This is a genomic window from Pseudomonas thermotolerans DSM 14292 (assembly GCF_000364625.1).
Lineage (GTDB): Bacteria > Pseudomonadota > Gammaproteobacteria > Pseudomonadales > Pseudomonadaceae > Aquipseudomonas > Aquipseudomonas thermotolerans.
In genome coordinates this window covers 21,544-47,513 of the sequence record NZ_KB822608.1, presented here as the reverse complement: position 1 = coordinate 47,513, position 25,970 = coordinate 21,544, and the positions used below count along the sequence as shown (strand labels likewise).

Here is a 25,970-nt window from a genome sequence, read left to right as displayed (position 1 = left end):
GCGTATTTCCTCAAGGCAGACGGGGCAGACGCAGCTCGGTGAGCGTGCCACCCTCTTCGTGGTTGTACAACTTCACCGACCCGCCGGCCCGCGTCACGCTGGCCTGGCTGAGGAACAGGCCGAGGCCGAAGCCCTTGCCGCCCTTGGTGGTGATGAACGGCTTGCCGAGCTGCTCGGCGATCGCCAGGGGCACGCCGACGCCGTGGTCGCGGATGCGCAACAGCAGCGCCTGATCATCCCAGTCGAGCCGGATGTCGAGGTTGTCCGGGCAGGCATCGGCGGCGTTGTTGAGCAGGTTGAGCAATGCCTGGGTGAGGTCCGCCGGAGTGGCCAGGCGCGGCACCGCGCCACTGCCCAGGCACTGGTAGCGGTAGGTGGCCTCGGGGCGCATCAGGTGCCAGCGGTTCAGGGTGCTTTCCAGCCAGCTCACCGCGCTCTGCTCCACCGTCGCCTGCAGGCGGTCGGCCTCGGCGGCGCGCACCAGCTGCTGCAGACTGTCCTTGCACAGCTGCACCTGCTCCTGGAGCAGCGCCAGGTCCTCCTGCAGCAGCGGATCGGCGTGCTCGCGGCGCAGCTCCTTGATCAGCACGCTCATGGTCGCCAGCGGGGTGCCCAGCTCGTGGGCGGCACCGGCGGCCTGGGTGGCTACGGCGAGCAGTTGTTGGTCGCGCAGGTCCTCCTCACGGCGCCGCGCCCGGGCCTCCTCCTGGCGGCGCAGTTCCTCTGCCATGCGCGCGACGAAGAAGGTGATCAGCCCGGCGGCCAGGGCGAAGCTCAGCCACATGCCGTAGATCAGCAGCTTCTCGCGCTCGATGAGCATCAACTCGAAGGGATGGTACCAGGCCAGCAGCAGGGTGTAGGCAGCCAGCGCCAGGCCGGCGAGCAGCAGGGTGTAGACCCCGGGCAGGGTCGCCGCGGCGATGGTCAGCGGCACCAGGTAGTAGGACACGAAGGGGTTGGTGGAGCCGCCCGAGTAGTACAGCAGCACGCTGTGGATGATCAGGTCGCAGGCCAGCTGGGATGCGTACTCCAGCTCGGTGACCGGCCACGGCCCGCGCAGGCGCAGGGCGGTAAGCACGCAGAGGATCGCCGACACCGCCAGGGTGATGGATAGCGGCAGCCAGGGCAGCGGCAGCAGCCCGGACAGGTAGGCGAAACCCACCGAGCCGGCCTGGGCGGCGAGGACCAGAATGCGGATCAGCGTCAACCGCCAGAGGTTCTGGTTGCTGGCGGACAACAGTTGCGCAGGTTCGAGCATAGGGTCTCCTAGGTTCGCCCGAGTATAACCAACCGTCCGTCCAGGAACCGCCCCGCTGCGGCAAAGCACCGCAGGCAAAATTCCCGAAATCGTCTACTCCGCGCACCGGGTGCGGCGGACGAACGGGGAACATCGGTTGACCCGAAGAGTCACATGGCTTCGTCTAAGCTCGGGCAATCCCGCCAGAAAAGGAGTTTTCCATGCACCTGCGCAACCGCATCGCCGCCGCCCTCGCCCTCTGTACCGCCAGCTTCGCCAGTCTGCCGCTGCACGCCGATGAGGCGCCCCGCTACAACCAGGTGGCCCTGCGTGCCGAAGTCAGCCAGGACGTGGCCCACGACCTGATGCACGTCACCCTCTACCACGAGGCCCAGCAAAGCGACCCGGCACAGCTCGCGGCACAGACCACCGCCGCGCTGAATGCCGCCCTGAAGAAGGCCCGCCAGGTACAGAAGGTCACCGTGCAGCTCGGCAGCCGACACAGCTACCCGGTGTACGACAAGGACGGCCAGCAGATCACCGCCTGGCGCGAGCGCGCCGAACTGCGCCTGGAGAGCCAGGACTTCGCCGCGCTCTCCCAGCTCACCGCCGACCTGCTCGGCGAGCTGAAGATGGGCGGCATGAACTTCTCCATCTCCAATCCCACCCGCAAGCAGAGCGAAGACCGCCTGCTCAAGGACGCCGTAGCCGCCTTCCGCGAACGTGCCCAGCTGGCCACCGAGGCCCTCGGCGGCACCGGCTACAGACTGGTCAGCCTGAGCCTCAACAGCGGCGGCTTCCAGCCCCTGCCCGTACAGCGCATGGACGCCGCGCCGGTGGGCATGTCGATGGCCAAGGGCGAGGCCCTGCAGATCGAGGGCGGCAGCAGCGAGGTCACGGTGAATGCCGACGGGATCATCGAGGTGCAGATGCCCTGAGGGCCGTCCCTGGCGGTTTACAACGAGTCAGCGCTGTGGCCGGGCTCGTGCCAGATGTCCGCTGCCAGGGAGGCGATACCCAACGCTCCGACGAGGAACAAACCTCGGGCGATTTCTAGCCTCATGCCATAACTCATTGATGAGGCCGCAAGAGGGCATGAGGCCAAACTAGTTCAGCCCGAGCCTTCCGGAGGCTTTTGCGACGAGCGGCCGGCTCAGCCGGCTGCGCCCGGACGCAACACGACGCGGAAGCGGCAGCCGCTCGGCTCGACCGCGGAGAGCTGCACCATCCAGCCTTGCGCCGCGCAGATCCGCTGTACCAGCGACAGGCCGAGCCCCAGGCCGTCGCCACGCTGCTTGCCGCCGCGCACGAAGGGCTGGAACATCGCCTCGCGCTCATGCTCGGGGATCCCCACCCCGCTGTCCTCGACCACGAAACCGTCCTCCTGCAGCAGCAGGCGCACGTGGCCCTGCTCGGTATAGTGCCAGGCGTTGCGCAGCAGGTTGCCCATCACGGTGCGTAGCAGGGTCGGATTGAAGGGCCCACACAGCTGCGCCTCGGGTCGGTATTCCAGGATCAGCCCCTTGCTCTCGATGGGTTCGCGCCACTGCTCGACCAGTTCGTCGGCGATACTGCGAACCTCCACCTCCGGCTGCACGCCCTGGCCCTGCTCGGCGCGCGCCAGGGTCAGGAAGGTCTGCACCAGCTCGCGCATCTCCTGGGTGGCACGGGCGATGCGCAGCACCTGCTTGCGCGCCCGAGGCTCCAGCAGGGGGTTCTCGAGGAGCAGCTCGCTGGAGCTGGCCAGCACCATCAGCGGAGTGCGCAACTCGTGGCTGACGTCGCTGGTGAACATCCGCTCGCGGTTCAGGGCCTGGCGCAGCAGGCCGAGGGTGGCGTCGAAGGCCGCCGCCAGCTGGCCTACCTCGTCGGCGGCGTAGTCCGGCGCCAGCGGCGGCGCCAGGGGCAGCAGTTGGTCCGGGTGGCGTACCTGGCGAGACAGACGCACCACCGGCTCGATCACCTTGCGGGCGAGCAGCCGGCCGAGCAGCAGGGCCAGGGCGATGCTGAACAGGAAACCGCCCCAAACCACCGCGAAGAGAATCTGCTCGCGCTTCTCGTATTCGTTCTGGTCCTGCAGCAACACGTAGCGACGGCCGTCGACGATGCGCACAAACGCGTGAAAAGCCTGGTCGTCACGGAACACCTCGTGGAAGCCTGGCTCCAGGTCCTTGAGGTCGTCCGGCAGGGCGAAGTCGCCGTAGCCGCCGGAGAAGTGAAAGAGCTGCTCCGGCTCCGGGCGCAGGCGCCAGTCGTCCATGCTCTCCATCTTCAGCAGACGGTCGAGGTCGCCGCCCAGCTCGGCGGAGAGCAGGCGCTCCTCGACGAAGTGCACGGTCTTGACGATGCCCATGGCGAAGGTGCCGGCCACCAGGGTGCTCATCAGCACGAAGGCGATGACGATACGCTGCGAAAGGTTCTGGCGAAACTCCATCCGCCGTCACTCCGCAAGGCGGTAGCCGACGCCGTGCACGGTGTGCAGCAGCGGCTTGTCGAAGGGCTTGTCGATCACCTGGCGCAGTTGGTGGATGTGGCTGCGCAGGCTGTCGCTGTCCGGGCAGTCGTCGCCCCACAGCGCCTCCTCGAGCACCTCGCGACGCAGCACGTGAGGACTCTTCTGCATCAGCACGGCAAGCAGCTTGAGACCCACAGGGTTGAGCTTGAGCGGCCTGCCGGCGCGGGTCACCTCCAGGGTGTCCAGGTCGTAGTCGAGGTCCGCCACCTGCAGGCGCCGGCGCCCGCCGCCCTGGCTGCGCCGCAGCACTGCCTCGATGCGCGCGGCCAGCTCGGAGAGGGCGAAGGGCTTGATCAGGTAGTCGTCGGCGCCGGAGCGGAAGCCCTCCAGGCGGTCGTCCAACTGGTCGCGGGCGGTGAGCATGATCACCGGGGTGTCGCGCCGTACCTCCTCGCGCAGGCGTCTGCACAGGGTGTAGCCGTCCAGGCCGGGGAGCATGATGTCCAGCACGATCAGGTCGTAGTGCTCGCTGCTCGCCAGGCGCAGGCCGGCCAGGCCGTCCTGGGCGCAGTCGACGCTGTAGCCCTTGATCTCCAGGTAGTCGGCCATGTTGGCCAGGATGTCGCGGTTGTCTTCAACCAGCAGGATGCGCATTGCCAAGTCACCTCGTGGGCGTGAACCCGATCTGCCAGACGATAACCGATGCCGGTGGCCGACCGCCGGGCTTTGACGAATTATTCACCTCCGGGTTTCCCACGGACAAAGAAAAAGCCCCGCACGAGGCGGGGCTTTTCGGTACGGCGCGGGAAGCCGGTCGGCTTACATCATGCCGCCCATGCCGCCCATGTCCGGCATGGCCGGAGCAGCGGGCTTGTCTTCCGGAGCGTCGGCCACCATGGCTTCGGTGGTGATCATCAGACCACCGATGGAAGCCGCGGCCTGCAGGGCGGAACGGGTGACCTTGGCCGGGTCCAGGATACCCATTTCGATCATGTCGCCGTACTCGCCGGTCGCAGCGTTGTAACCGAAGTTGCCGGAACCCTGCTTGACCTTGTCGAGCACCACGCTCGGCTCGTCACCGGCGTTGGCCACGATCTGACGCAGCGGAGCTTCGACGGCACGACGCAGCAGGGCGATACCGACGTTCTGGTCTTCGTTGTCGCCCTTCAGGTCGGCGATGGCCTGCAGCGCGCGAACCAGGGCCACACCACCGCCGGGCACCACGCCTTCCTCGACAGCCGCACGGGTGGCGTGCAGGGCGTCTTCGACGCGGGCCTTCTTCTCCTTCATCTCCACTTCGGTAGCCGCACCGACCTTGATCACGGCCACGCCGCCGGCCAGCTTGGCCAGACGTTCCTGCAGCTTCTCGCGGTCGTAGTCGGAGGTGGTTTCCTCGATCTGCGCACGGATCTGCTTGACGCGGGCCTCGATGTCGGCCTGGGCGCCGGCGCCGTCGATGATGGTGGTGTTTTCCTTGCTCAGCACCACGCGCTTGGCGTTACCCAGATGCTCCAGGGTGGCACCTTCCAGGTTCAGGCCGACTTCTTCGGAGATCACGGTACCGCCGGTGAGGATGGCGATGTCCTGCAGCATGGCCTTGCGACGGTCGCCGAAGCCCGGAGCCTTGACGGCAGCGACCTTGACGATGCCGCGCATGTTGTTGACCACCAGGGTGGCCAGGGCTTCGCCTTCCACGTCCTCGGCGACGATCAGCAGCGGACGGCCGGCCTTGGCGACGGCTTCCAGCACCGGCAGCAGCTCGCGGATGTTGGAGATCTTCTTGTCGACCAGCAGGATCGACGGGTTCTCCAGCTCGGCGACCATGGTGTCCGGCTTGTTGATGAAGTAGGGGGACAGGTAGCCGCGGTCGAACTGCATGCCTTCCACGACAGACAGTTCGTTCTCCAGGCCGGAACCTTCCTCGACGGTGATCACACCTTCCTTGCCGACCTTCTCCATGGCCTCGGCGATGATGTTGCCGATGGACTCGTCAGCGTTGGCGGAGATGGTGCCGACCTGAGCGATGGCCTTGGAGTCGGCGCAGGGCTTGGCCAGTTCCTTCAGCTGGGCGACGATGGCGCTGGTGGCCTTGTCGATGCCGCGCTTCAGATCCATCGGGTTCATGCCGGCGGCAACCGCCTTCAGGCCTTCGTTGACGATGGCCTGGGCCAGCACGGTAGCGGTGGTGGTACCATCACCGGCGGCGTCGTTGGCCTTGGAGGCCACATCCTTGACCAGTTGGGCACCCATGTTCTCGAACTTGTCCTTCAGTTCGATTTCCTTGGCCACGGACACGCCATCCTTGGTGATGGTCGGGGCGCCGAAGCTCTTGTCCAGAACCACGTTGCGGCCTTTCGGGCCGAGGGTTGCTTTGACCGCGTCGGCCAGCACGTTCACGCCGACCAGCATTTTCTTGCGAGCGGAATCGCCGAATTTGACGTCTTTAGCAGCCATGTCGATTGTTCCTCAATTCTGGGTAGTAACGGAGATTCGCGTTGATCACTCTTCGATGACGGCGAGGATTTCGTTCTCGCCCATCACCAGCAGTTCTTCGCCGTCGACCTTGACGGTGTTGCTGCCCGAGTAGGGACCGAACACCACCTTGTCGCCGACCTTGACGGTCAGCGGACGCACTTCGCCGTTGTCCAGCACGCGACCGGTGCCGACGGCGACCACTTCGCCACGATTCGGCTTCTCGGCAGCGGAGCCCGGCAGGACGATGCCGCCTGCGGTCTTGGTTTCTTCCTCGCTGCGACGGATGACAACGCGGTCATGCAGAGGACGAAGCTTCATTGTCGATCTCTCCTAACAAATGAGTGGTTTAACGACCGGCACCTTATCACCGGCGGTTTTAGTGTTTTCCGGCACTGCCGGGTGCGACCCGCTGGAGGTTCGGGCCGCAGAAGACTGACGTCGACCTTGCGGTGACTGCCTAGATTGGGACAGGAAAAAGAATTTCAAGGGCCGCCCTGAAAAAACTTTGCGCATTTCCTGCATGGGCAGCGAGGAGACCGCCGGAAGCGGCCTTCAGCGGTCGTGACGCTGGTACTCGCCCTCGATCAGGTTCGGCCGGCTCTGCCCGGAACGCGCCTGCAGGTCGTCGGCGAAGGCGCGCCGGCGCAATGCCTGCTCCTCAGCGCGGCGGCGCAGCAAGCCGGCCAGCAGGCGGCGACTCGGCGGCAGCAGGCAGATCAGGCCGATGAGGTCGCTGACGAAGCCCGGCAACAGCAGCAGGCCGCCGCCCACGGCGATCAGCAGGCCCTCGAGCATCTCCTGTTCCGGCAGCTCGCCGCGCGCCAGGCGCTCCTGGGCCCGCCAGGCGGTAGCCACCCCGGCGACACGCAGCAGCAGGCCGCCGAGCACGGCGGTGGCGATGATCAACAGCAGCGTGGGCAGCACGCCGATGGCGCTGCCGACCTTGATCAGCACCGCCAGCTCGAGCAGCGGGAAGAGGACGAAGAGAAAGAAGAACACGCGCATGAAAGGATTCCTTGCGGCGGAACGTCCGCCATCGGTGGCAGATGTGGCGCCGCGGCGGGATTAATTCAAGCCCCGCGCGCCTCCGCCTCGGGCCAGACCGAGGCGCGGGCCAGGGAAACCAGGGCCTGGCGCACCGCACCGGGATTGTTACAGGGTGTTGGGAAAGGGAGCCAGTGCAGCACCCGACCGATGCGCAGGTGGAAGCCCTCGCTGTCGATGCCGACCATCTGCGCCGCCGGCTCCCCGGGCAGGCCGCGCAGTGCGGCGTAGTGGGCGATGGCCTCGGCGTGATCACCGTTCATGTGCTCGACCATCCCGCGCTCGGTGTCGCCGGCGAAGGGATTGTCGAGCAGCAGGTCGCCGACCGACAGCCAGTGGATCTCGCCGAAGCCGCCGATGAAGCGGGCGCGCACCGGCTCCAAGCACCAGAAGTCGAAGTCGTGGGTGCGGTGGTAGTCGCTGGCCTGGGGGAAGTAGCGGTAGTAGCGCTCGGCGGCCGCGGCGATCTCCCCGGCGTCGCTGAGCTGGCGGGCCTCGGCGAGCAGGGTCAGGCGCCCGGCGGCCTGCACGTCCTCGGCGCCGCGCTCGCCGATCAGCAGCGAGCATTTCGGGTCCCGTTGCAGGTTGTGGGTGTGCTGGGCGATGCGGCTGATGAGGATCAGCGGCCAGCCCCGGGCATCCAGGCAGTAGGGCACCACGGAGCCGAAGGGAAAGCCCGCCATGGCCTTGGAATGGGTGGAGAGCACGCCATGGTATTCCTTGAGCAGCAATTCTCGGGCATGCTTGCCGGCCTTCACGCTCACAATATGACTCCTCGCTGAGAATTCGACGGAGCCCTGACCGGTCGGACAGCCGGCCAGGACGACAGCAACGAACATGCGTCCAGCATACCCATTTCGGGCGCCGGCGGGGGCAATCACCACCCTTCGAGGAGCACGCGCATGCAACTGCAAGACAAAGTCATCATCATCACCGGCGGCGGCCAGGGCCTGGGCCGCGCCATGGCCGAGCACCTGGCCGCCAAGGGCGCCAAACTGGCCCTGGTGGACCTCAACCAGGAGCGCCTCGACGAGACCGTCGGCCTCTGCCAGGCCGCCGGCAGCGAAGCCCGTGCCTACATCTGCAACGTCGCCAACGAGGAGCAGGTGGTTGCCACCGTGGCGCAGATCGCCGAGGACTTCGGCGCCATCCACGGCCTGGTCAACAACGCCGGGATCATCCGCGACGGCCTGACCATCAAGGTCAAGGACGGCGAGCTGAGCAAGATGAGCCTGGCCCAGTGGCAGGCCGTGATCGACGTCAACCTGACCGGCGTGTTCCTCTGCACCCGCGAGGTGGCGGCGAAGATGATCGAGCAGAAGACCCAGGGCGCGATCGTCAACATCTCCTCCATCTCCCGCGCCGGCAACATGGGCCAGGCCAACTACTCCGCGGCCAAGGCCGGTGTCGCCGCCGACACCGTGGTCTGGGCCAAGGAGCTGGCACGCTACGGCATCCGCGTCGGCTGCGTGGCCCCCGGCTTCATCGAGACCGAGATACTCGCCGCCATGAAACCGGAAGCCCTGGAGAAGATGACCGCCGGCATCCCGCTGCGCCGCCTCGGCAAGCCGCAGGAGATCGCCCACTCGGTGGCCTACATTCTGGAGAACGACTACTTCACCGGCCGCGTCCTGGAGCTGGACGGCGGCCTGCGCCTGTAAGGCCGCTCCCAGGACGGCCCCCTGCCCGCTCCCAAACGCCGCCGGTGCACGCACCGAGCGGCGTTTTTTCTGCCCCGGCCCAGCCCTGTCGCCCCACTCGCGGAGGACCGTTTTCCCATCCCGGAAGGTCCGTGCGACGCGGCTTCCGCGGAAATATGCCGTTCGATTTTTCTCCCGTTTTGCCTTTGACTTGCCTCCCAGCTGGTACTAAGGTTCCCGTTTCGCCTATTCCCAGGCTCATCACTCGCCAAGGAACCGGAATATGTTGCTTCGCCGCATGCTCGTCATGCTGGGGGTCGTGCTCCTCGTGGTACTGATCCTCGCAGGCTACAAGGGCTTCTCGATCTACCGGCAGATCCAGCAGTTCTCCGCGCCACGCCCGGCCATCAGCGTGTCCGCCGCCGTCGCCGAGGAACGCCCCTGGGAAGAACGCCTGCCGGCCATCGGTACCCTTACCGCCTCCCAGGGCATCGATCTGACCGTCGAGGTCGCCGGTACCGTGCGCGACGTGCTGTTCCAGTCCGGCCAGAAGGTCACCCAGGGCCAGCCGCTGATCCAGATGGACGGTTCGGTGGAGCAGGCCAGCCTGGAGGCCGCCGAGGCCGACCTCAGCCTGTCCCGCGTGGAGTTCGAGCGCGGCCGCAGCCTGGTCAGCAGGCAGATGATCTCCAAGAGCGACTTCGACCGCCTGGCCGCCCAGCTGCAGAAGAACACCGGCACCGTCGCCCAGCTCAAGGCCATGCTGGACAAGAAGCGCATCCTCGCGCCCTTCTCCGGGACCATCGGCATCCGCCAGGTGGACGTCGGTGACTACTTGGCCTCCGGCACGGTGATCGCCACCCTGCAGGACCTGTCGACCCTCTACGTCGACTTCCATCTGCCCGAGCAGGCGGTACCCAGGCTGTCGGTCGGCCAGAAGGTGGCGGTCAGCGTCGCCGCCTACCCGGGCGAGGTGTTCGAGGGCCGCATCGGCGCGATCAACCCGAAGGTGGACGAGGCGACCCGCAACGTGCAGGTCCGCGCCATGCTGCCGAACCCCGACGACAAGCTGTTGCCGGGCATGTTCGCCAACCTCGAGGTGCTGCTGCCCGAGGCGCCGCGGCGCGTGGTGGTGCCGGAAACCGCCATCACCTACACCCTGTACGGCAACTCGGTGTACGTGATCGAGCCGGTCAAGGACGACAGTGGCGAGGTGCAGAAAGACGACCAGGACGAGCCGCAGTTGCAGGTGCAGCGCCGTTTCGTCGAGACCGGTCCGCGGCGCGGCGGCTGGGTGGTGATCCTCAAGGGGCTGGCACCCGGCGAGCAGGTGGTCACTTCCGGCCAGTTGAAGCTGGACAACGGCGCCCGAGTGGCCATCGTCGAGGACCGCACGCTGAAGCTCGAGCCGGACAGGCAACCCGCAGGCAACTAACCCCGGCCGCTCGGCGCGCGCCCGCTCAGCGGCCGCGCCATTGCTGAGAGACCGCCAAGGAAACCGCCATGGCTTTCACCGATCCCTTCATCCGTCGCCCGGTGCTGGCGACCGTGGTCAGCCTGCTGATCGTGCTGCTCGGCATGCAGGCCTTCAACAAACTGGTGATCCGCCAGTACCCGCAGATGGAAAACGCCCTGATCACGGTGACCACCAGCTACCCCGGGGCCAACGCCGAGACCATCCAGGGCTACATCACCCAGCCGCTGCAACAGAGCCTGGCCAGCGCCGAGGGTATCGACTACATGACCTCGTCGAGCCAGCAGAACGTCTCGGTGATCCAGATCTACGCGCGCATCGGCGCCAACACCGACCGGCTGTTCACCGAGCTGCTGGCCAAGGCCAACGAGGTGAAGAACCAACTGCCTCAGGACGCCGAGGATCCTGTGCTGTCCAAGGAGGCGGCCGACGCCTCGGCGCTGATGTACATCAGCTTCTACAGCGACGAGCTGTCCAACCCGCAGATCACCGACTACCTGGCACGGGTCATCCAGCCCAAGCTGGCCACCCTGCCGGGGATGGCCGAGGCGCAGATCCTCGGCAACCAGGTGTTCGCCATGCGCCTGTGGCTGGACCCGGTGCGCATGGCCGCCTACGGGGTGACCGCCAGCGACGTGGCCGAGGCGGTGCGCAAGTACAACTTCCTCTCCGCCGCCGGCGAGGTGAAGGGCCAGTACGTGGTGACCAGCATCAACGCCAGCACCGACCTGAAGACCCCGGAAGCCTTCGGCGCCATCCCGGTGAAGACCGCCGGCGACCGCCGCGTGCTGATGCGCGACATCGCCCGGGTGGAGATGGGGGCGGAAAGCTACAACTCCATCGACTCCTTCGACGGCATCCCCTCGGTGTACATCGCCATCAAGGCCACGCCGACCGCCAACCCGCTGGACGTCATCAAGGAGGTGCGCGCCATCCTGCCGGAGCTGGAGCAGCAGCTGCCGCCCAACCTCAAGGTGGCCATCGCCTACGACGCCACCGAGTTCATCCAGGAATCCATCGACGAGGTGATCAAGACCCTCGGCGAGGCGGTGCTGATCGTCATCGTGGTGGTCTTCCTGTTCCTCGGCGCACTGCGCTCGGTGCTGATCCCGGTGGTGACCATCCCGCTGTCGATGATCGGTGTGCTGTTCTTCATGCAGGTGATGGGCTACTCCATCAACCTGCTGACCCTGCTGGCCATGGTGCTGGCCATCGGCCTGGTGGTGGACGACGCCATCGTGGTGGTGGAGAACATCCACCGCCATATCGAAGAAGGAAAGACGCCGTTCGACGCAGCCATCGAAGGCGCCCGGGAGATCGCCGTACCGGTGATCTCCATGACCATCACCCTCGCTGCGGTCTATGCCCCCATCGGCTTCCTCGAGGGGCTGACCGGGGCGCTGTTCAAGGAGTTCGCCCTGACCCTGGCCGGCGCGGTGATCATCTCCGGCGTCGTCGCCCTGACCCTATCGCCGATGATGTGCTCGCGGCTGCTGCGCCACGAGGAGAACCCCTCGGGCCTGGCGCATCGCCTCGACCTGCTCTTCGAAGCCCTCAAGCGCCGCTACCAGCGGGCCCTGCACGGTACCCTGGAAACCCGCCCGGTGGTGCTGACCTTCGCCGCCATCGTCCTCCTGCTGATCCCGGCGCTGCTCAGCTTCACCCAGAGCGAACTGGCCCCCGAGGAGGACCAGGGCGTGGTGTTCCTCTTCGCCAACGCCCCGCAGCCCACCAACCTGGACTACCTGAACGCCTACACCAACCAGTTTCTGGAGATCTTCAGGAGCTTCCCCGAATACTACTCGTCGTTCCAGATCAACGGCTTCGATGGCGTGCAGACGGGCATCGGCGGTTTCCTGCTCAAGCCCTGGAGCGAGCGCGAGCGCAGCCAGATGGAGATCCTTCCCGAGGTGCAGGCGCAGCTCGACCGGAAGATCCCCGGCCTGCAGATCTTCGGCTTCAACCTGCCGTCCCTGCCGGGTACCGGCGAGGGCCTGCCGTTCCAGTTCGTGATCAACACCCCTAACGACTACGAGTCGCTGCTGCAGGTGGCCGAACGCATCAAGGCACGCGCCGAGGCGTCCGGCAAGTTCGCCTTCCTGAACATCGACCTGGCCTTCGACAAACCCGAGGTGGTGGTCGACATCGACCGCGAGAAGGCCGCACAGATGGGCGTGTCCATGCAGGACCTGGGCTCGACCCTGGCGATCCTGCTCGGCGAGGGGGAGATCAACCGCTTCACCATCGACGGCCGCAGCTACAAGGTGATCGCCCAGGTGGAGCGGCCCTACCGCGACAATCCGGGCTGGCTGAACAGCTACTACGTGAAGAGCGAAAGCGGCCAGATGGTGCCGCTGGCCACCCTGATCAGCGTCCGCGACCGCGCCCGGCCGACCCGCCTCAAGCAGTTCCAGCAGCTCAACTCGGCGATCATCGAGGGCTTCCCGGTGGTCAGCATGGGCGAGGCCATCGACACCGTCACCCGGATCGCCCACGAGGAAGCGCCGCGCGGCTTCGCCTTCGACTACGCCGGCGCCTCGCGCCAGTACGTGCAGGAAGGCAGCGCGCTGTACGTCACCTTCGGCCTGGCCCTGGCGATCATCTTCCTGGTCCTCGCCGCGCAGTTCGAGAGCTTCCGCGATCCGCTGGTGATCCTGATCACCGTGCCGCTGTCGGTGTGCGGCGCCCTGGTGCCGCTGTTCCTCGGCGTGTCCAGCATGAACATCTACACCCAGGTGGGTCTGGTGACCCTGATCGGCCTGATCAGCAAGCACGGCATCCTAATCGTCGAGTTCGCCAATCAGCTGCGCCGCCAGGGTCGCCCGCTGCGCGAGGCCATCGAGGAAGCCGCGGCGATCCGCCTGCGCCCGGTGCTGATGACCACCGCAGCCATGGTGTTCGGCATGGTGCCGCTGCTCCTCGCCACCGGCGCCGGCGCGGTGAGCCGCTTCGACATCGGCCTGGTGATCGCCACCGGAATGAGCGTCGGCACCCTGTTCACCCTGTTCGTGCTGCCCTGCGTCTATACCCTGCTGGCCCGTCCGGACCAGAAGGCGCCGCAGCCGCAGGCCGAGGTACAGCCGGCCTGAACCACCCGCCCCGGGCTGCACGGCGGCCCGGGGCGACCTCTGCGCAAGGCCCTGCGCAGAGGCCCGCAAGCGATCCGGCGCATTGCCCAACCACCCCCTCGCCGCCTAGGATGGGTCACCCGAGACCTCCGGATGGAACCCCATGCTGCACCCCCTGCCCCTGCTCGCCCTGCTCCCTGCCCTGCTGCTCGGCGGTCAGGCACTCGCCGCCCGGGACAGTCTGGTGGTCTGCACCGAGGCCAGTCCGGAAGGCTTCGACCTGGTCCAGTACACCGCGGCGACCACCGCCGACGCCACCGCCGAGACGGTCTACGAGCGCCTGGTGCAGTTCGCGCCGGGCAGCACGCGGATCGTTCCGGCCCTGGCGGAGAGTTGGGAGATCAGCGCCGATGGCCGCAGCTACACCTTCAACCTGCGCCGCGGGGTACGCTTCCACCAGGTGCCCGGCTTCACCCTGAGCCGTGAGTTCAACGCCGACGACGTACTGTGGAGCTTCCAGCGCCAGCTCGACCCCGAGCATCCCTGGCATAGGCTGTCGCCGCGCGGCTTCCCCTATGCCGAGGCGATGGGCATGGCCGAGCTGATCGAGCGCATCGACCGGCTCGACGAGCACCGCGTGCGCTTCGTGCTGCGCCACCCCGAGGCGCCCTTCCTGGCCAACCTGGCGATGGGCTTCGCCTCCATCTACTCCGCCGAGTACGCCGCCCAACTGCTCGCCGCCGGCAAGCCGGCACAGCTCAACAGCCTGCCGGTGGGCACCGGGCCCTTCGTGTTCCAGCGCTACGCCAAGGACGCCCAAGTGCGCTTCGTCGCCAACCCCGACTACTGGGCCGGCGCACCCAGGCTCAGGCGGCTGATCTTCAGCATCACCCCCGACCCCAACGTTCGGGTGCAGAAGATCAAGGCCGGCGACTGCCAGATCGCCGTCTACCCGCGGCCCACCGACATCTCCCGGCTGCGCGAGGATCCGAACCTCCGGGTGCTGGAGCTGGATTCCCTGCTGGTCGCCTATCTCGCCATCAACACCCGGCATCCGCCGCTCGATGACGTGCGGGTGCGCCAGGCGCTCAACCTAGCCTTCGACAAGGCCTCCTACCTGCGCGCCCAGTACGGCGAGGGCAACGCCAGACCGGCGCTGGCGCCCTATCCGCCGACCCTCTGGGGCCAGAACCCGGAGCTGAAGGCCTGGCCGCACGATCCCCAGCGCGCCCGCGCCCTGCTGCGCAAGGCCGGCGTGCCAGAAGGCCAGAAGCTGAGCATCTGGACCCGCCCCGGCGGCGGGCCGACCAACCCTAACCCGGGCATCGGCGCGCAGATGCTGCAGGCCGACCTCCGGGCGGTGGGCATCGACGCGGAGATCCGCGTCTACGAATGGGGCGAACTGATCAAGCGCGCCAAGGCCGGCGAGCACGACCTGGTGTTCATGGGCTGGGCCGGCGACAACGGCGATCCGGACAACTTCCTCACCCCCAACCTGTCCTGCGCCGCGGCGGCCTCCGGAGAGAACCTGGCCGGCTGGTGCCACGAGAGGTTCGACCAGCTGATCCGCGAGGCCCGCCGGATCAGCGAGCCGGAGCGGCGCGCCGCGCTGTACCGCGAGGCGCTGGCGATCTTCCACGCCCAGGCGCCGTGGATCCCGCTGGCCTATCCCAAGCAGTTCGGCCTGACCCGCAGCAACGTCCGCGGCTTCCAGCTCAGCCCGCTGGGTTCCAACAACTTCGCCCGCGTGGAGCTGGACTGATCCCATGCTGGCCTTCCTCCTCCGCCGCCTCGGCCTGCTGCTGCCGACCTTCTTCGGCGTCACCCTGCTGACCTTCGCGCTGATCCGCCTGATCCCCGGCGACCCGGTGGAGGTGATGATGGGCGAACGGCATCTGGATCCCCAGGCCCATGCCGAGGCCATGCAGCGCCTCGGCCTCGACCAGCCGCTGCACCGCCAATACCTGGCCTACCTCGGCCAGCTGATGCGCGGCGACCTCGGCCAGTCGTTCCGTTCCGGGGAGAGCGTCTGGGCCGAGTTCACCACCCTGTTCCCCGCCACCCTGGAGCTGGCCTGCGCCGCCCTGCTGCTGGCCGGCGTCCTCGGCGTGCTGGCCGGGGTGATCGCCGCGCTGAAGCGCGACTCCTGGTTCGACCGCGTGCTCATGGGCCTGTCGCTCACCGGCTACTCGATGCCGATCTTCTGGTGGGGGCTGATGCTGCAGATCCTGGTCTCCGTGGGTCTCGGCTGGACCCCGGTGTCCGGGCGCATCGACCTGCTCTACGACATCGAGCCGCACACCGGCTTCATGCTTGTCGACAGCCTGCTCTCCGAGGAGGACGGCGCCTTCCTCGACGCCCTGCGCCACCTGATCCTGCCGGCCATAGTGCTGGGCACCATCCCCCTGGCGGTGATCGCCCGCATGACCCGCTCGGCGATGCTCGAAGTGCTGCGCGAGGACTACATCCGCACCGCCCGAGCCAAGGGCCTGTCACCGGCCCGGGTGGTGTTCGTCCACGGCCTGCGCAACGCGCTGATCCCGGTGCTCACGGTATTCGGCCTGCAGGTCGGCACCCTGCTCTCCGGCGCGGTGCTCACCGAGACCATCTTCTCCTGGCCGGGGATCGGCAAGTGGCTGATCGAATCCATCGCCGCCCGCGACTACCCGGTGGTGCAGAACGGCATCCTATTGATCGCCGCACTGGTGATCCTGGTCAACTTCACCGTCGACCTGCTCTACGGGCTGGTCAACCCGCGCATCAGGCACGCCCGATGATGAACGCGTCCTCCCCCTCGCCGCTGGGCGAATTCTGGCAGACCTTCCGGCGCAACAAAGGCGCCCTTGGCGGCCTGGCGTTCATGCTGCTGGTGCTGGTCTGCGCGCTCTGCGCCCCCTGGCTGGCGCCCCACGACCCCAGCCAGCAGTTCCGCGACGCCCTGCTCAGCCCGCCGGCCTGGCTGGACGGCGGCCAGTGGCGCTTCCCGCTGGGCACCGACGAACTGGGCCGCGACCTGCTCTCCCGGCTGATCCACGGCGCCCGCCTGTCCCTGCTGATCGGCCTGGCCTCGGTGCTCCTCGCTCTGCTCCCCGGGGTGCTGCTGGGTCTGATCGCCGGCTTCTCGCCACGCCACCTGGGACCGCCGATCATGCGCGCCATGGACGTGATGCTGGCACTGCCGGCGCTGCTGCTGGCCGTGGCGATCGTCGCCATCCTCGGCCCCGGGCTGGCCAACACGGTGATCGCCATCGCCATCGTCTCGCTCCCCGCCTACGTGCGCCTGACCCGCGCCGCGGTGCTCGGCGAGCTGGAGCGCGACTACGTCACCGCCGCGCGGCTGGCCGGCGCGCGCCTGCCGCGGCTGATGTTCGTCAGCGTGCTGCCCAACTGCCTGGCGCCGCTGATCATCCAGGCCAGTCTGAGCTTCTCGGCGGCCATCCTCGATGCCGCGGCGCTGGGCTTCCTCGGCCTCGGCGTGCAGCCGCCGACTCCGGAATGGGGCAGCATGCTGGCCTCGGCGCGCGACTACATCGAACGCGCCTGGTGGGTGGTCACCCTGCCCGGCCTGACCATCCTGCTCAGCGTGCTGGCCATCAACCTGATCGGCGACGGCCTGCGCGACGCGCTGGACCCAAAGCTGAAGAACGGGCTCTGAGGTGGGCAGATGAAGCACCGGAATTTCACCCTCGCCCGGCCAGGAGCCCTGCCACGATGAGCCTGCTGGAGATCCGCAACCTCAGCGTCAGCTTCGGCGGCCCGCCGGTGGTGGACGGCCTCGACCTGTCCCTGGAGGCCGGCGAGGTGCTGGCGGTGGTCGGCGAGTCCGGCTCCGGCAAGTCGGTGAGCATGCTGGCGCTGATGGGCCTGATCGACCCGCCCGGGCGGGTCAGCGCCGACGCCCTGCGCTTCGCTGGGCAGGACCTGCTGGCCCTGACGCCACGCGCCCGGCGCCGGATCGTCGGCAAGGACATCGCCATGGTATTCCAGGACCCGTCCAGCGCCCTCAATCCCAGCTACACCGTGGGCTTCCAGATCGAGGAAGTGCTCCGCCAGCACCTCGGCCTGCGGGGCAAGGCCGCGCGCCGGCGCGCCACCGAGCTGCTCGAACGGGTGGAGATCCCCGCCGCCGCGCGACGCCTGGACGCCTACCCGCACCAGCTGTCCGGCGGCATGGCGCAGCGCGTGGCGATCGCCATGGCCATCGCCGGCGAACCGCGCCTGCTGATCGCCGACGAGCCGACCACTGCCCTGGACGTGACCATCCAGGCGCAGATCATGGCCCTGCTGCTCGACCTGCAGCGCGAGCAGGACATGGCCCTGCTGCTGATCAGCCACGACCTGGCGGTGGTCGCCGAGAGCGCCCGTCGGGTCTGCGTGATGTACGCCGGCCAGGCGGTGGAGCTGGGCACGCTGCCGGCGCTCTTCGAGGCTCCCGCCCATCCCTACAGCGAGGCGCTGCTGGCGGCCATCCCGCAGCCCGGGCAGACGCGCCTGCACAGCCTGCCGGGGATGGTCCCCGGACGCTTCGACCGGCCCGCCGGCTGCCTGCTGGCGCCACGCTGCCCCTACGCGCAGCCGCGCTGCGCCGAGCGCCCGGCGCTGGCGCCGAGCCGCCTGGGCATGGTGCGCTGCTTCTTCCCGCTCAACCAGGAGGCACCATGAGCATCGTCCTCCGGGCCCGCGAGCTGACCCGCCACTACCCGGTGTCCCGCGGCCTGCTGCACAGGCCGGCGCTGGTCCGCGCGCTCAACGGGGTGTCCTTCGACCTGGCAGCCGGGCGCACCCTGGCGGTGGTCGGCGAGTCCGGCTGCGGCAAGTCGACCCTGGCCCGCGCCCTGACCCTGATCGAGAAGCCCGACGCCGGCAGCCTGGAGATCGCCGGACGCGACGCCCTGGTCCACGGCCGCGAGCTGCGCCGCGACGTGCAGATGGTGTTCCAGAACCCCTATGCCTCACTGAACCCGCGGCAGAAGATCCTCGACCAGCTGGCCGAGCCGCTGCGCAACTTCACCGGCTTCAGCCGCGCCGAACGCCGCGAGCGGGTGCTGGCCATGCTCGAGCGGGTCGGCCTGCGCCCTGAACACGCCTGGCGCTACCCGCACATGTTCTCCGGCGGCCAACGCCAGCGCATCGCCATCGCCCGGGCGATGATGCCGAGTCCTAGGGTGCTGGTCGCCGACGAACCGACCTCGGCGCTCGACGTGTCCATCCAGGCCCAGGTGCTCAATCTGTTCCAGGACCTGCAGGCCGAGTACGCCACCGCCTACGTGTTCATCTCCCACAACCTGGCGGTGGTCCGCCACCTGGCCCATGAGGTGCTGGTGATGTACCTGGGCCGTGCGGTGGAGAGCGGCCCCACCGAGCGCCTCTACGCCCGCCCGCTGCACCCCTACACCCGGGCGCTGCTGGCCGCCACCCCGAGCCTGCACCCGGCCCCGCAGCGCCAGCGCATCCCCCTGGTTGGCGAACTGCCCGACCCGCTGAACCCGCCCGCCGGCTGCGCCTTCCACACCCGCTGCCCCTACGCCACCGAGCGCTGCCGCGCTGAACGTCCGGAGCTGCGCGAGCTTGACGGCCGCCAGGTGGCCTGCCATCACGCGGAGCTGCTCGGTTAGGACGCTTCAGCAGGCGAAGAAGCGCAGGAAGGCCCGCCACTCCTGCTGCACGGTCTCCAGATCGGTCGCCACGAAGCGCAGTTCGGCATGGGCCGGGCACTGCGCCAGGCGGCCGCAGTCCAGCGGGTGCAGGTAGCCGAGGACCGGATAGCCGCCCACCGTCTGGCGGTCGGCCTGGAGGATGATCGGCTGGCCGTCCGGCGGCACCTGGATGGCGCCGCGCACCATGCCCTGCGACCACTCGCAGGGCGGCAGCCGCAGGGCTTCGCCGCTCAGCCGCGCGCCCATGCGGTCGGACTGCGGACTGAGTCGCCAGGACCGGGCGACGAAGCCTTGCAGGACCTCCTCCTGCCCCGCCGCCGGCACCACCCGCAGCGGCCGCGACGCGCGGTAATCGGGCACGAAGGGCCAGGGCACGCTGGCCGCTCCGGGGAAGTCGCCCAGGCCGCCGGCCAGCAGATCCCCCTCACGCAGCGGACTGCCGTCGCCGTGCAGACCGCCGAGCCCCTCGCGCGCCTGGCAGGCCAGGCTGCCCAGCACCGGCTCGCCGCGGAAGCCGCCCGGCACCGCCAGGTAGACACGCTGGCCGCTGCGCGCGAAGCCCAGTTCGAGGCGCTGGCCGGCGCGCACCGCGAAGCGCGACCAGTTCGGCCTGGGCACGCCGTCCAGGCGGATCGGCACGTCCGCCCCGCACAGCGCCAGCCAGCCATCGTCCAAGCATTCCAGCTGCAGGCCGCCCAGGGCGATCTCCAGCAACGCGGCGCCGCGGCGGTTGCCGAGCAGCCGGTTGGCCCAGGCCGCGGCGTGCGGGTCCAGCGGCCCGGCCGGCGACACGCCGAGGTGCTGCCAGCCGTGCCGACCGCCGTCCTGCAGCAGGCTGAGCGGCCCCGGACGCAGAACCCGGAAGCGGCTCATGGCCGACCGCCCTCGCGGCGGAAGGCGGCCTCGTCGATGGCCACGAAGCGCACCCGGTCACCCACTGCCAGCGGACAGGGCGGCTCGCGGCGGGCGTCGAACAGCCGCCAGGGGCAGCGCCCGATCAGGTGCCAGCCGCCCGGCGAGGCCTGGGGATAGACGGCAGTCTGCCGCTCGGCAATGGCCAGGCTGCCGGCCGGCACCCGGGTACGCGGGGTGGCCCGGCGCGGCAGGGCGAGGCGTTCGTCCAGCTCGCTCAGGTAAGCGAAGCCCGGGGCGAAGCCGATCACCCCGACCTGGTAGGTGCGCCCGCTGTGCAGGGCAATCACCTCCGTCACGGACAGCCCGCAGCCCGCTGCCACCTCGGGCAAATCCTCGCCGGCATACCAGATGGGGATTTCGTGCAGGCGTCCGCCACCTTCTTCCCCCGGCCGCGCCTGCCAGGCGTCGAGCAGCGGACGCAAACGCTCGGCGAGCCGGCGGTGGTCGGTGCGCAGCAGGTCGTAGTGCAGCAACAGGCTGTTCCAGCCCGGCACCAGGTCGGTCAGCTCGGCGCCCAGCTGGGCGCGCAGCATCTCCGCCAGGCGGGCGATGCGCAACGGCAGCCCCGGCTCGGGACGCTCGGCGAGCACCAGCAGCAGGGCCTCGGGCCCGGCGGGACGCAGCTCGATCACGAGGCGTCCAGCAGGCCCCGCAGACGGCGCAGCACGGCCAGCGACTCGGGGTTGTCGCCGTGCACGCAGAGGCTGTCGGCCACCAGGCGCAGCGGCTTGCCGTCGATGTCCGGGAAGGGCTCGCCGCGGGCGATGGCCAAGGCCTGGTCGAGGATGCGTTGCGGCTCCCGGTGCACCGCCCCGGCCAGGCGTCGCGGCGCCAACTGGCCGTCGGAGAGATAGGCACGGTCGGCGAAGGCCTCGAACAACAGCGGCACCCCGGCGGCCTCGGCCAAGCGCCGCTCACGGCCGTTGTCGGCCAGAGCCAGGACCATCAGCGGCAACCCCGGGCGATAGGCTGCGCAGGCGCGCAGCACCGCCTCGAGCAGGGCGTCGTCGCGCACGAGGTCGTTGTACAGGGCGCCGTGCGGCTTGACGTAGGCCACCTGGGTGCCGGCGGCGCGGCAGAAGGCGTCCAGGGCGCCGAGCTGGTAGAGCACCAGGGCCTCCACCTCGGCCGGAGAACAGGCCAGGTGGCGGCGGCCGAAGCCGGACAAGTCGGGATAGGCAGGATGGGCGCCGATGCTCACCCCGTGCTGCACCGCCAGGGCGACGGTGCGCTGCATGGTGAGCGGATCGCCGGCGTGGAAGCCACAGGCCAGGTTGGCCTGGTCGACCAGCGGCATGGCGAGCGCATCGTCGCCCATCCGCCAGGCGCCGAAGCTCTCCCCCATGTCGCAGTTGAGAAGGATGCGTTTGCTCATGGGACAGAGCTTAAAGCGCCGGGCGGCCGGCTCCAAGCGCCGCTGCCACCCGGCCCGCTCAGTAGACGTCGCGGCGGTAGCGGCCTGTCTCGCTCAGCCCCTCCACCGCGGCGTCGCCGAGCAGCTCGCGGAGCACCGCATCGACGCCGCCGGCCATGCCTTCCAGGCTGCCGCAGACGTACAGGGCCGCGCCCTCGGCGATCCAGCGGCGCAACTCCTCGCCCTGCTCGCGCAGGCGGTCCTGGACGTAGAGCTTCTCCGCCTGGTCGCGGGAGAAGGCCAGGTCCAGACGCTGCAGATCACCCTTCTGCAGGGCGGCCTCCAGCTCGGCACGGCAGTAGAAGTCGTGCGCCCGGTTGCGCTCGCCGAACAGCAGCCAGTTGCGCGAGTGGCCGGCGACCATGCGCGCCTTGAGCAGCGCGCGCAGGCCGGCCAGGCCGGTGCCGTTGCCGATCAGGATCAGCGGGCGGTCGTCCTCCGGGACGTGGAAGCCACTGTTGCGGCGCAGCCGAGCCAGCACTGTGGTGCCCAGCGGCGCATGCTCGGTGAGCCAGCCGGAACCCAGGCCGAGGCTGCCGTCGGCACGCCGTTCTTGGCGGACGATCAGCTCCAGCACGCCGTCGCTGGGCAGCGAGGCGATGGAGTACTCGCGCGACTCCAGCGGCACCAGGGCGTCCACCAGCGCCTGAGCGTGCAAGCCCACCAGGTGTGCGGTGGACTCCGGCAATTGGCGGCCGGCCAGGGCTTCGCGCAGCGGCAGGCGCAGGTCGGCCACGCTCACCGGCTGCTCGCCATCCAGGCCAAGGGGTTCCAGCCAGGCGCGCACCCGCGCCTCGGCGTGGCGCGGCAGCACCTCGAGGATATCGCCGGCCTCCCAGCTACGCGGCTGCTGCGGGACCAGGCCGAGCAGGAAGGTGGGTGCCCCCTGGCTGCCCGGATTGAGTAGCTCGCGGCGGCTCAGCGTCCAGCCCTCGAACGCGGCCTCGTCCTGGGCCAGCGGCTGGGCGCCGGTCAGCTCGGCCAGCTGGCGCTGCCAGCGCTTCAGGGCCTGGGCGTCGCCGCCGTCCACCTCCACCGGAGCGAACAGGCTGCGCGCGCCCTGGCGGCCGAGCCAGTCGTTGAGACGCCGGGCAAAGCCGCAGAACTGTTGGTACTGGCGGTCGCCCAGGGCGAGCACTGCGTAGCTGAGCTGCTCCAGGCCGAGGGTGCGACCGAGCAGCTTGCGCTCGAAGCCACGCGCGCTGTCCGGCGCCTCGCCGTCGCCGAAGGTGCTGACCACGAACAGCGCATTGCGGGCGGTGCGCAGGCCTTCCTCGTCCAGACGCCCCAGCGGTTCCACGCGCGCTGCCAGGCCGGCAGACTGCAACTGCCCGGCAGTCTGCCAGGCCAGTTGCTCGGCGAAACCGCTCTGGCTGGCGAAACCGATCAGCCAGGCATCCTCGCCGGAGTCCGCGCCCGGCGTGCCGCGCAGCGCCTTGACGGCGCGCTTCTTGCGGCGGCGGTCGAGGTAGAGCAGCCAGCCGGTGATGAAGAACAGCGGCATGATCAGGCTGGCGACGGCCATGATCAGCCGACCAGGCAGGCCGAAGTATTCGCCGGTGTGCAGCGGGTAGACGCTCTGCAGCAGTTGCTCGCCGGCCGGCTTGTCGGCATAGCGCCGATGGCCCTTCACCGCCCCCGTGACCGGGTCGATGCTCAGCATGTTGCCGGCGCGTTCATGGGGAGCATCGTCAAGCAGGTAGTTGACCTGCACCGGCTGGCCGGCCGCCGCCGGCAGGCGCAGGTTCCAACTGGCCAGGCGCTCGCCGGCGGCCTCGCGCAGCGCCGCCTCGATGCGCTGGTAGTCGTCGGCGGCAAGGCGCGCCACGCTCACCTGCGGTGCCGGGCGGCCGCCCCGCTCGCCACGCCCCGGCTGAGCGCGGCGCTCGCCGCCAGGGCCCTGCATGGCCGCCCCGTCGGAGAGCAGACGGGTGGCACCGGCACGGTACCAGTCGTAGGAGAAGTACAGGCCGGTCAGCGCGGCCAGCAGGTAGACCAGCAACACCCAGGTGCCGGTCACCGCGTGCAGGTCCCAGTTGAAGGAGCGGCCCTTCTTGGCCCAGTTGAGAGTCAGCCAGGCTCGCCAGTTCAGCGCCTGGCGCGGCCAGCGCAGGTACAGACCGGAGAGGCAGAAGAAGAGCAGCGCGATGGTGCTGGCCCCGGTCAGCTGCTTGCCGAAGTCGCCCATGGCCAGCCAGCGGTGCAGCTGGAACATCAGCATGAAGAAACCGGTGCCCTTCGGCTCGCCGAGCAGCTCGCCGCTATAGGGATCGACCAGCACCATCTCGCCGCGGCGCTGCCCGGGCGCCGGCAGCATGTTGGCCCGTGCCGGCTCGTTGGGCGCCTCGCTGAGACTCAGGCCGGCCACCTGCGAGCCCTTGGCCGCCTCGATCCGCTCGATCAGCTGGTCGAGGCTCAGGCGTGCCTGCCCGGCCGGCTCGACCCGCAGCACCTCGGGATTCAGGGCCTGCAAGATCTCCGCCTGGAAGCTGTACAGCGCCCCGCTGACGCCCATGATCGCCAGCACCAGCCCGGCGCTGATGCCGAAGAACCAGTGCAACTGAAAGATGATTTTCTTGAACACGCTGAAGTCCCGCACATATTCGGAGGCGGCGTATTGTAAATGGGAAACGCTCGCATGCAGCCGGTTTTACCCATTCCTTACCTTTCGCCACTCCGTGAAATGAAAAACCCCGCCCGGTCGCCCGGGCGGGGTTGGCGCATCATGCCGCCATCAGAAGTGGAAGTTGGTGCTCAGCAGGGCGGTACGGCCCGGGGCCACGTGGGCCATGTGGGCCGAGTAGACCTGGTCGAAGTAGCGCTTGTCGGTCAGGTTCTGGACGTTCAGCTGGAAGTCCAGGTTCTTGTTGACCACATACTTGGCCATCGCGTCGTAGCGCCAGTAGGACGGCACCTCGATGGTGTTGGCCGCATCGCCGAAGCGCGAGTCGACGTAGTTGGCGCCGGCACCGACGGTCAGGGCATCGGTCAGGTTGTAAGTGGTCCAGAAGCTGAAGGAGTTTTCCGGAGTGCTCTGCACCCGGTTCCCGTCGTTGCTGGGGTTGGCGTCCTGCGCGCCCTTGACGAGCTCGCTGTCGAGGTAGGTGTAGCTGGCAAACATGTTCCAGTTCGCAGTCAGCTGACCATTGACGCCGATCTCGAAGCCCTTGATCTCGGTTTCGCCGATGTTCTCCGGGATGCCATTGATGTCGTTGACCCGGGCATTCTTCTTGGTGGTCTTGAACAGCGCGGCCTGCAGGCCCAGACGCTCGTCGAAGAAGTCCCACTTGGTGCCCAGCTCGACGTTGCGGTTGCGTTCCGGATCCAGGATCGCGTTGGTGGCCGACAGGTTGTCGCCACCATCGCCCCCGGTTTCGCCGGACGGGTTGCTGGAGGTCGACCAGGCCAGATAGACGCTGCCGTTGGGCAGCGGGTTGTAGACCAGACCGGCCTGGTAGTTCCAGAAGTGGGTCTTGGACTCCAGATCGTTGTAACCGGTGACCTCGTTGGAACCACGGGGAACGGTCGGGCCCTGGGAGGTGGTTTCGTAGTCGTCGTAGCGCACCCCCAGGTTCAGCGACCACTGGTCGTTGAACTTCAGGGTGTCGAACACGAAGCCGGACAGGGTATCGGTGTCGGTGTCGGTGAAGGCGTTGCTGTCGACCACGCTGCCCTGCCAGCGATCCTTGTAGGTGGGATTCCGCAGGCTGGTGCAGTCGCCGCTGGCGAACGCCGCCGCGTTACACGGACGGGTAGCGGCGCCCGGGCCGGAGGTGATGTAGTAGGAGCGGTTGTGCACGCCCAGGCGGCTGATTTCCACCCCGGTGATCAGGCTGTGCTCGATGCTGCCGGTGGTGAAGTTGGCCTGCAGGTTGGTCTGGTTGACCCAGCCTTCCGAGGTGGAGTTGCGACTCTTGGAAGAGCGGAACACATTGCCGTTGGCCACGTTGCCGGCGCTGTCATCCGGGTTGGTGGCGATGTAGTCCAGGGTGGTACGGGTCACCCGGGTGGTGTTGGACAGAGTCAGGCTCTCGTTGAGGTCGTGCTCGAAGGCGAAGGTGCCGCTGTCGGTGGTGCTCTTGCGGTAGTCGCGCGACTGCAGGCCGTAGAAGCTGTCACGATCGACGGAAACCGGCTTACGCTTGCCGTCGCCGGCCATGCCCGCGGTCATCAGCGGAATGCCGTAATCGGGCATGTCATCCGTTTCCAGGTGGTAGTAGGACAGGGTGGCGCGAGTCGGGGGTAGCGAAGCCGAAGGTGATGGTCGGCGCCACGCCCCAGCGGCTGACGCTCACGGCGTCGCGGCCAGCCACGTGGGCATCGTGCTTCATCAGGTTCAGGCGGCCGGCGTGCTGCTCGCCCAGGGGCGCTTCGACGAGGCGCTCACCTGGCTGGAGCGCGCCCTGGAGCACGGTAACCTGAACTTCCTGCGCAGCGCACGGCAGTCCCTGCGCCAGGTGCCGGACGCCCGGCTGGCCGGGCTGGTACTCGCCTACCACCGCCGCGCCGCCGAGCTGGGCGACTCCAGCGACCGTCAGGCCCTGGATGCGCTGAGCGCCTGAACCACGGCCGGACATAACGAAAAGCCCCG

Annotated in this window: 21 protein-coding genes and 1 pseudogene; 10 read left to right on the top strand and 12 right to left on the bottom strand. The window is 68.6% G+C overall.

What is annotated here, in order from left to right:
- Positions 1-10: 10 nt before the first annotated feature.
- Positions 11-1,258: a HAMP domain-containing histidine kinase gene (locus H165_RS0109250; protein ID WP_017938652.1), complete on the bottom strand. Its 1,248-nt coding sequence runs from the start codon at positions 1,256-1,258 to the stop codon at positions 11-13.
- Positions 1,259-1,458: 200 nt separating this feature from the next.
- Between H165_RS0109250 and H165_RS0109245 the strand changes: the two genes are divergently transcribed.
- Entirely contained in the window at positions 1,459-2,175 is a 717-nt protein-coding gene (locus tag H165_RS0109245; RefSeq protein WP_017938651.1) for an SIMPL domain-containing protein, read from the top strand.
- A 215-nt stretch (positions 2,176-2,390) separates the two neighbouring features.
- Here H165_RS0109245 and H165_RS0109235 read toward each other — a convergent pair whose 3' ends face one another.
- From H165_RS0109235 to H165_RS0109210, 6 genes are all read right to left on the bottom strand, one after another.
- Positions 2,391-3,671 carry a sensor histidine kinase gene (locus tag H165_RS0109235; protein WP_017938649.1) on the bottom strand — a complete coding sequence of 427 codons (1,281 nt, stop codon included), beginning with the start codon at positions 3,669-3,671 and terminating at the stop codon, positions 2,391-2,393.
- Between the two features lie 6 nt (positions 3,672-3,677).
- Entirely contained in the window at positions 3,678-4,346 is a 669-nt protein-coding gene (locus H165_RS0109230) for a response regulator transcription factor (RefSeq protein ID WP_017938648.1), read from the bottom strand.
- A 165-nt stretch (positions 4,347-4,511) separates the two neighbouring features.
- On the bottom strand, positions 4,512-6,146 hold the full coding sequence (gene groL, locus H165_RS0109225) for a chaperonin GroEL (protein ID WP_017938647.1): 1,635 nt from the start codon (positions 6,144-6,146) through the stop codon (positions 4,512-4,514).
- 45 nt (positions 6,147-6,191) lie between these two features.
- The gene (locus H165_RS0109220; protein ID WP_017938646.1) at positions 6,192-6,485 is read right to left on the bottom strand and encodes a co-chaperone GroES; all 294 of its coding nucleotides are present in this window, start codon (positions 6,483-6,485) and stop codon (positions 6,192-6,194) included.
- Positions 6,486-6,719: 234 nt separating this feature from the next.
- Entirely contained in the window at positions 6,720-7,172 is a 453-nt protein-coding gene (locus tag H165_RS0109215; RefSeq protein ID WP_017938645.1) for an FxsA family protein, read from the bottom strand.
- A 65-nt stretch (positions 7,173-7,237) separates the two neighbouring features.
- The gene (locus H165_RS0109210; protein WP_017938644.1) at positions 7,238-7,975 is read right to left on the bottom strand and encodes a HugZ family pyridoxamine 5'-phosphate oxidase; all 738 of its coding nucleotides are present in this window, start codon (positions 7,973-7,975) and stop codon (positions 7,238-7,240) included.
- A 138-nt stretch (positions 7,976-8,113) separates the two neighbouring features.
- Between H165_RS0109210 and H165_RS0109205 the strand changes: the two genes are divergently transcribed.
- The 8 genes from H165_RS0109205 to H165_RS0109170 all read left to right on the top strand — a co-directional run bounded on the left by H165_RS0109205 (position 8,114) and on the right by H165_RS0109170 (position 19,008).
- Positions 8,114-8,872, top strand: a complete 759-nt coding sequence (locus H165_RS0109205) for an SDR family oxidoreductase (protein ID WP_017938643.1) — start codon at positions 8,114-8,116, stop codon at positions 8,870-8,872.
- 262 nt (positions 8,873-9,134) lie between these two features.
- Positions 9,135-10,286 carry an efflux RND transporter periplasmic adaptor subunit gene (locus tag H165_RS0109200; protein WP_017938642.1) on the top strand — a complete coding sequence of 384 codons (1,152 nt, stop codon included), beginning with the start codon at positions 9,135-9,137 and terminating at the stop codon, positions 10,284-10,286.
- A gap of 68 nt (positions 10,287-10,354) precedes the next feature.
- The gene (locus H165_RS0109195; RefSeq protein WP_017938641.1) at positions 10,355-13,414 is read left to right on the top strand and encodes a multidrug efflux RND transporter permease subunit; all 3,060 of its coding nucleotides are present in this window, start codon (positions 10,355-10,357) and stop codon (positions 13,412-13,414) included.
- Between the two features lie 142 nt (positions 13,415-13,556).
- Positions 13,557-15,155 carry an ABC transporter substrate-binding protein gene (locus H165_RS0109190; protein ID WP_017938640.1) on the top strand — a complete coding sequence of 533 codons (1,599 nt, stop codon included), beginning with the start codon at positions 13,557-13,559 and terminating at the stop codon, positions 15,153-15,155.
- 4 nt (positions 15,156-15,159) lie between these two features.
- Positions 15,160-16,170 carry an ABC transporter permease subunit gene (locus H165_RS0109185; RefSeq protein ID WP_017938639.1) on the top strand — a complete coding sequence of 337 codons (1,011 nt, stop codon included), beginning with the start codon at positions 15,160-15,162 and terminating at the stop codon, positions 16,168-16,170.
- Positions 16,167-17,048: an ABC transporter permease subunit gene (locus H165_RS0109180; protein WP_017938638.1), complete on the top strand. Its 882-nt coding sequence runs from the start codon at positions 16,167-16,169 to the stop codon at positions 17,046-17,048. Before H165_RS0109185 ends, H165_RS0109180 begins: the two co-directional genes overlap by 4 nt.
- A gap of 56 nt (positions 17,049-17,104) precedes the next feature.
- Positions 17,105-18,055, top strand: coding sequence for an ABC transporter ATP-binding protein (locus H165_RS0109175; RefSeq protein ID WP_017938637.1), 951 nt, complete (start codon positions 17,105-17,107; stop codon positions 18,053-18,055).
- Positions 18,052-19,008 carry a dipeptide ABC transporter ATP-binding protein gene (locus tag H165_RS0109170; RefSeq protein WP_017938636.1) on the top strand — a complete coding sequence of 319 codons (957 nt, stop codon included), beginning with the start codon at positions 18,052-18,054 and terminating at the stop codon, positions 19,006-19,008. Before H165_RS0109175 ends, H165_RS0109170 begins: the two co-directional genes overlap by 4 nt.
- 6 nt (positions 19,009-19,014) lie before the next feature.
- Here H165_RS0109170 and H165_RS0109165 read toward each other — a convergent pair whose 3' ends face one another.
- From H165_RS0109165 to H165_RS18495, 5 genes and pseudogenes are all read right to left on the bottom strand, one after another.
- Positions 19,015-19,923 carry a 5-oxoprolinase subunit C family protein gene (locus H165_RS0109165; protein ID WP_017938635.1) on the bottom strand — a complete coding sequence of 303 codons (909 nt, stop codon included), beginning with the start codon at positions 19,921-19,923 and terminating at the stop codon, positions 19,015-19,017.
- Positions 19,920-20,597, bottom strand: a complete 678-nt coding sequence (pxpB, locus tag H165_RS0109160; RefSeq protein WP_017938634.1) for a 5-oxoprolinase subunit PxpB — start codon at positions 20,595-20,597, stop codon at positions 19,920-19,922. Before pxpB ends, H165_RS0109165 begins: the two co-directional genes overlap by 4 nt.
- Positions 20,594-21,340, bottom strand: a complete 747-nt coding sequence (locus tag H165_RS0109155; RefSeq protein WP_017938633.1) for a 5-oxoprolinase subunit PxpA — start codon at positions 21,338-21,340, stop codon at positions 20,594-20,596. The genes pxpB and H165_RS0109155 overlap by 4 nt, the downstream gene beginning before the upstream one ends.
- 58 nt (positions 21,341-21,398) lie before the next feature.
- Positions 21,399-23,963, bottom strand: coding sequence for a PepSY domain-containing protein (locus tag H165_RS0109150; RefSeq protein ID WP_026146496.1), 2,565 nt, complete (start codon positions 23,961-23,963; stop codon positions 21,399-21,401).
- 150 nt (positions 23,964-24,113) lie between these two features.
- Positions 24,114-25,755: pseudogene (locus tag H165_RS18495) on the bottom strand (TonB-dependent receptor); the annotation flags it as partial.
- On the opposite strand from H165_RS18495, the gene H165_RS19970 reads away from it, so the two are divergent.
- Entirely contained in the window at positions 25,702-25,941 is a 240-nt protein-coding gene (locus H165_RS19970; protein ID WP_420493622.1) for a hypothetical protein, read from the top strand. The pseudogene H165_RS18495 and the gene H165_RS19970 sit on opposite strands and share 54 nt — an antisense overlap.
- The last annotated feature ends 29 nt before the right edge of the window (positions 25,942-25,970 follow it).

Excerpts from the sequence above, each read along its gene's own strand:
- H165_RS0109250 (WP_017938652.1), bottom strand. The coding sequence starts at position 1,258 with ATGCTCGAACCTGCGCAACTGTTGTCCGCCAGCAACCAGAACCTCTGG.
- H165_RS0109245 (WP_017938651.1), top strand. The coding sequence starts at position 1,459 with ATGCACCTGCGCAACCGCATCGCCGCCGCCCTCGCCCTCTGTACCGCC.
- H165_RS0109235 (WP_017938649.1), bottom strand. The coding sequence starts at position 3,671 with ATGGAGTTTCGCCAGAACCTTTCGCAGCGTATCGTCATCGCCTTCGTG.
- H165_RS0109230 (WP_017938648.1), bottom strand. The coding sequence starts at position 4,346 with ATGCGCATCCTGCTGGTTGAAGACAACCGCGACATCCTGGCCAACATG.
- groL (WP_017938647.1), bottom strand. The coding sequence starts at position 6,146 with ATGGCTGCTAAAGACGTCAAATTCGGCGATTCCGCTCGCAAGAAAATG.
- H165_RS0109220 (WP_017938646.1), bottom strand. The coding sequence starts at position 6,485 with ATGAAGCTTCGTCCTCTGCATGACCGCGTTGTCATCCGTCGCAGCGAG.
- H165_RS0109215 (WP_017938645.1), bottom strand. The coding sequence starts at position 7,172 with ATGCGCGTGTTCTTCTTTCTCTTCGTCCTCTTCCCGCTGCTCGAGCTG.
- H165_RS0109205 (WP_017938643.1), top strand. The coding sequence starts at position 8,114 with ATGCAACTGCAAGACAAAGTCATCATCATCACCGGCGGCGGCCAGGGC.
- H165_RS0109200 (WP_017938642.1), top strand. The coding sequence starts at position 9,135 with ATGTTGCTTCGCCGCATGCTCGTCATGCTGGGGGTCGTGCTCCTCGTG.
- H165_RS0109195 (WP_017938641.1), top strand. The coding sequence starts at position 10,355 with ATGGCTTTCACCGATCCCTTCATCCGTCGCCCGGTGCTGGCGACCGTG.
- H165_RS0109190 (WP_017938640.1), top strand. The coding sequence starts at position 13,557 with ATGCTGCACCCCCTGCCCCTGCTCGCCCTGCTCCCTGCCCTGCTGCTC.
- H165_RS0109185 (WP_017938639.1), top strand. The coding sequence starts at position 15,160 with ATGCTGGCCTTCCTCCTCCGCCGCCTCGGCCTGCTGCTGCCGACCTTC.
- H165_RS0109180 (WP_017938638.1), top strand. The coding sequence starts at position 16,167 with ATGATGAACGCGTCCTCCCCCTCGCCGCTGGGCGAATTCTGGCAGACC.
- H165_RS0109175 (WP_017938637.1), top strand. The coding sequence starts at position 17,105 with ATGAGCCTGCTGGAGATCCGCAACCTCAGCGTCAGCTTCGGCGGCCCG.
- H165_RS0109170 (WP_017938636.1), top strand. The coding sequence starts at position 18,052 with ATGAGCATCGTCCTCCGGGCCCGCGAGCTGACCCGCCACTACCCGGTG.
- H165_RS0109165 (WP_017938635.1), bottom strand. The coding sequence starts at position 19,923 with ATGAGCCGCTTCCGGGTTCTGCGTCCGGGGCCGCTCAGCCTGCTGCAG.
- H165_RS0109155 (WP_017938633.1), bottom strand. The coding sequence starts at position 21,340 with ATGAGCAAACGCATCCTTCTCAACTGCGACATGGGGGAGAGCTTCGGC.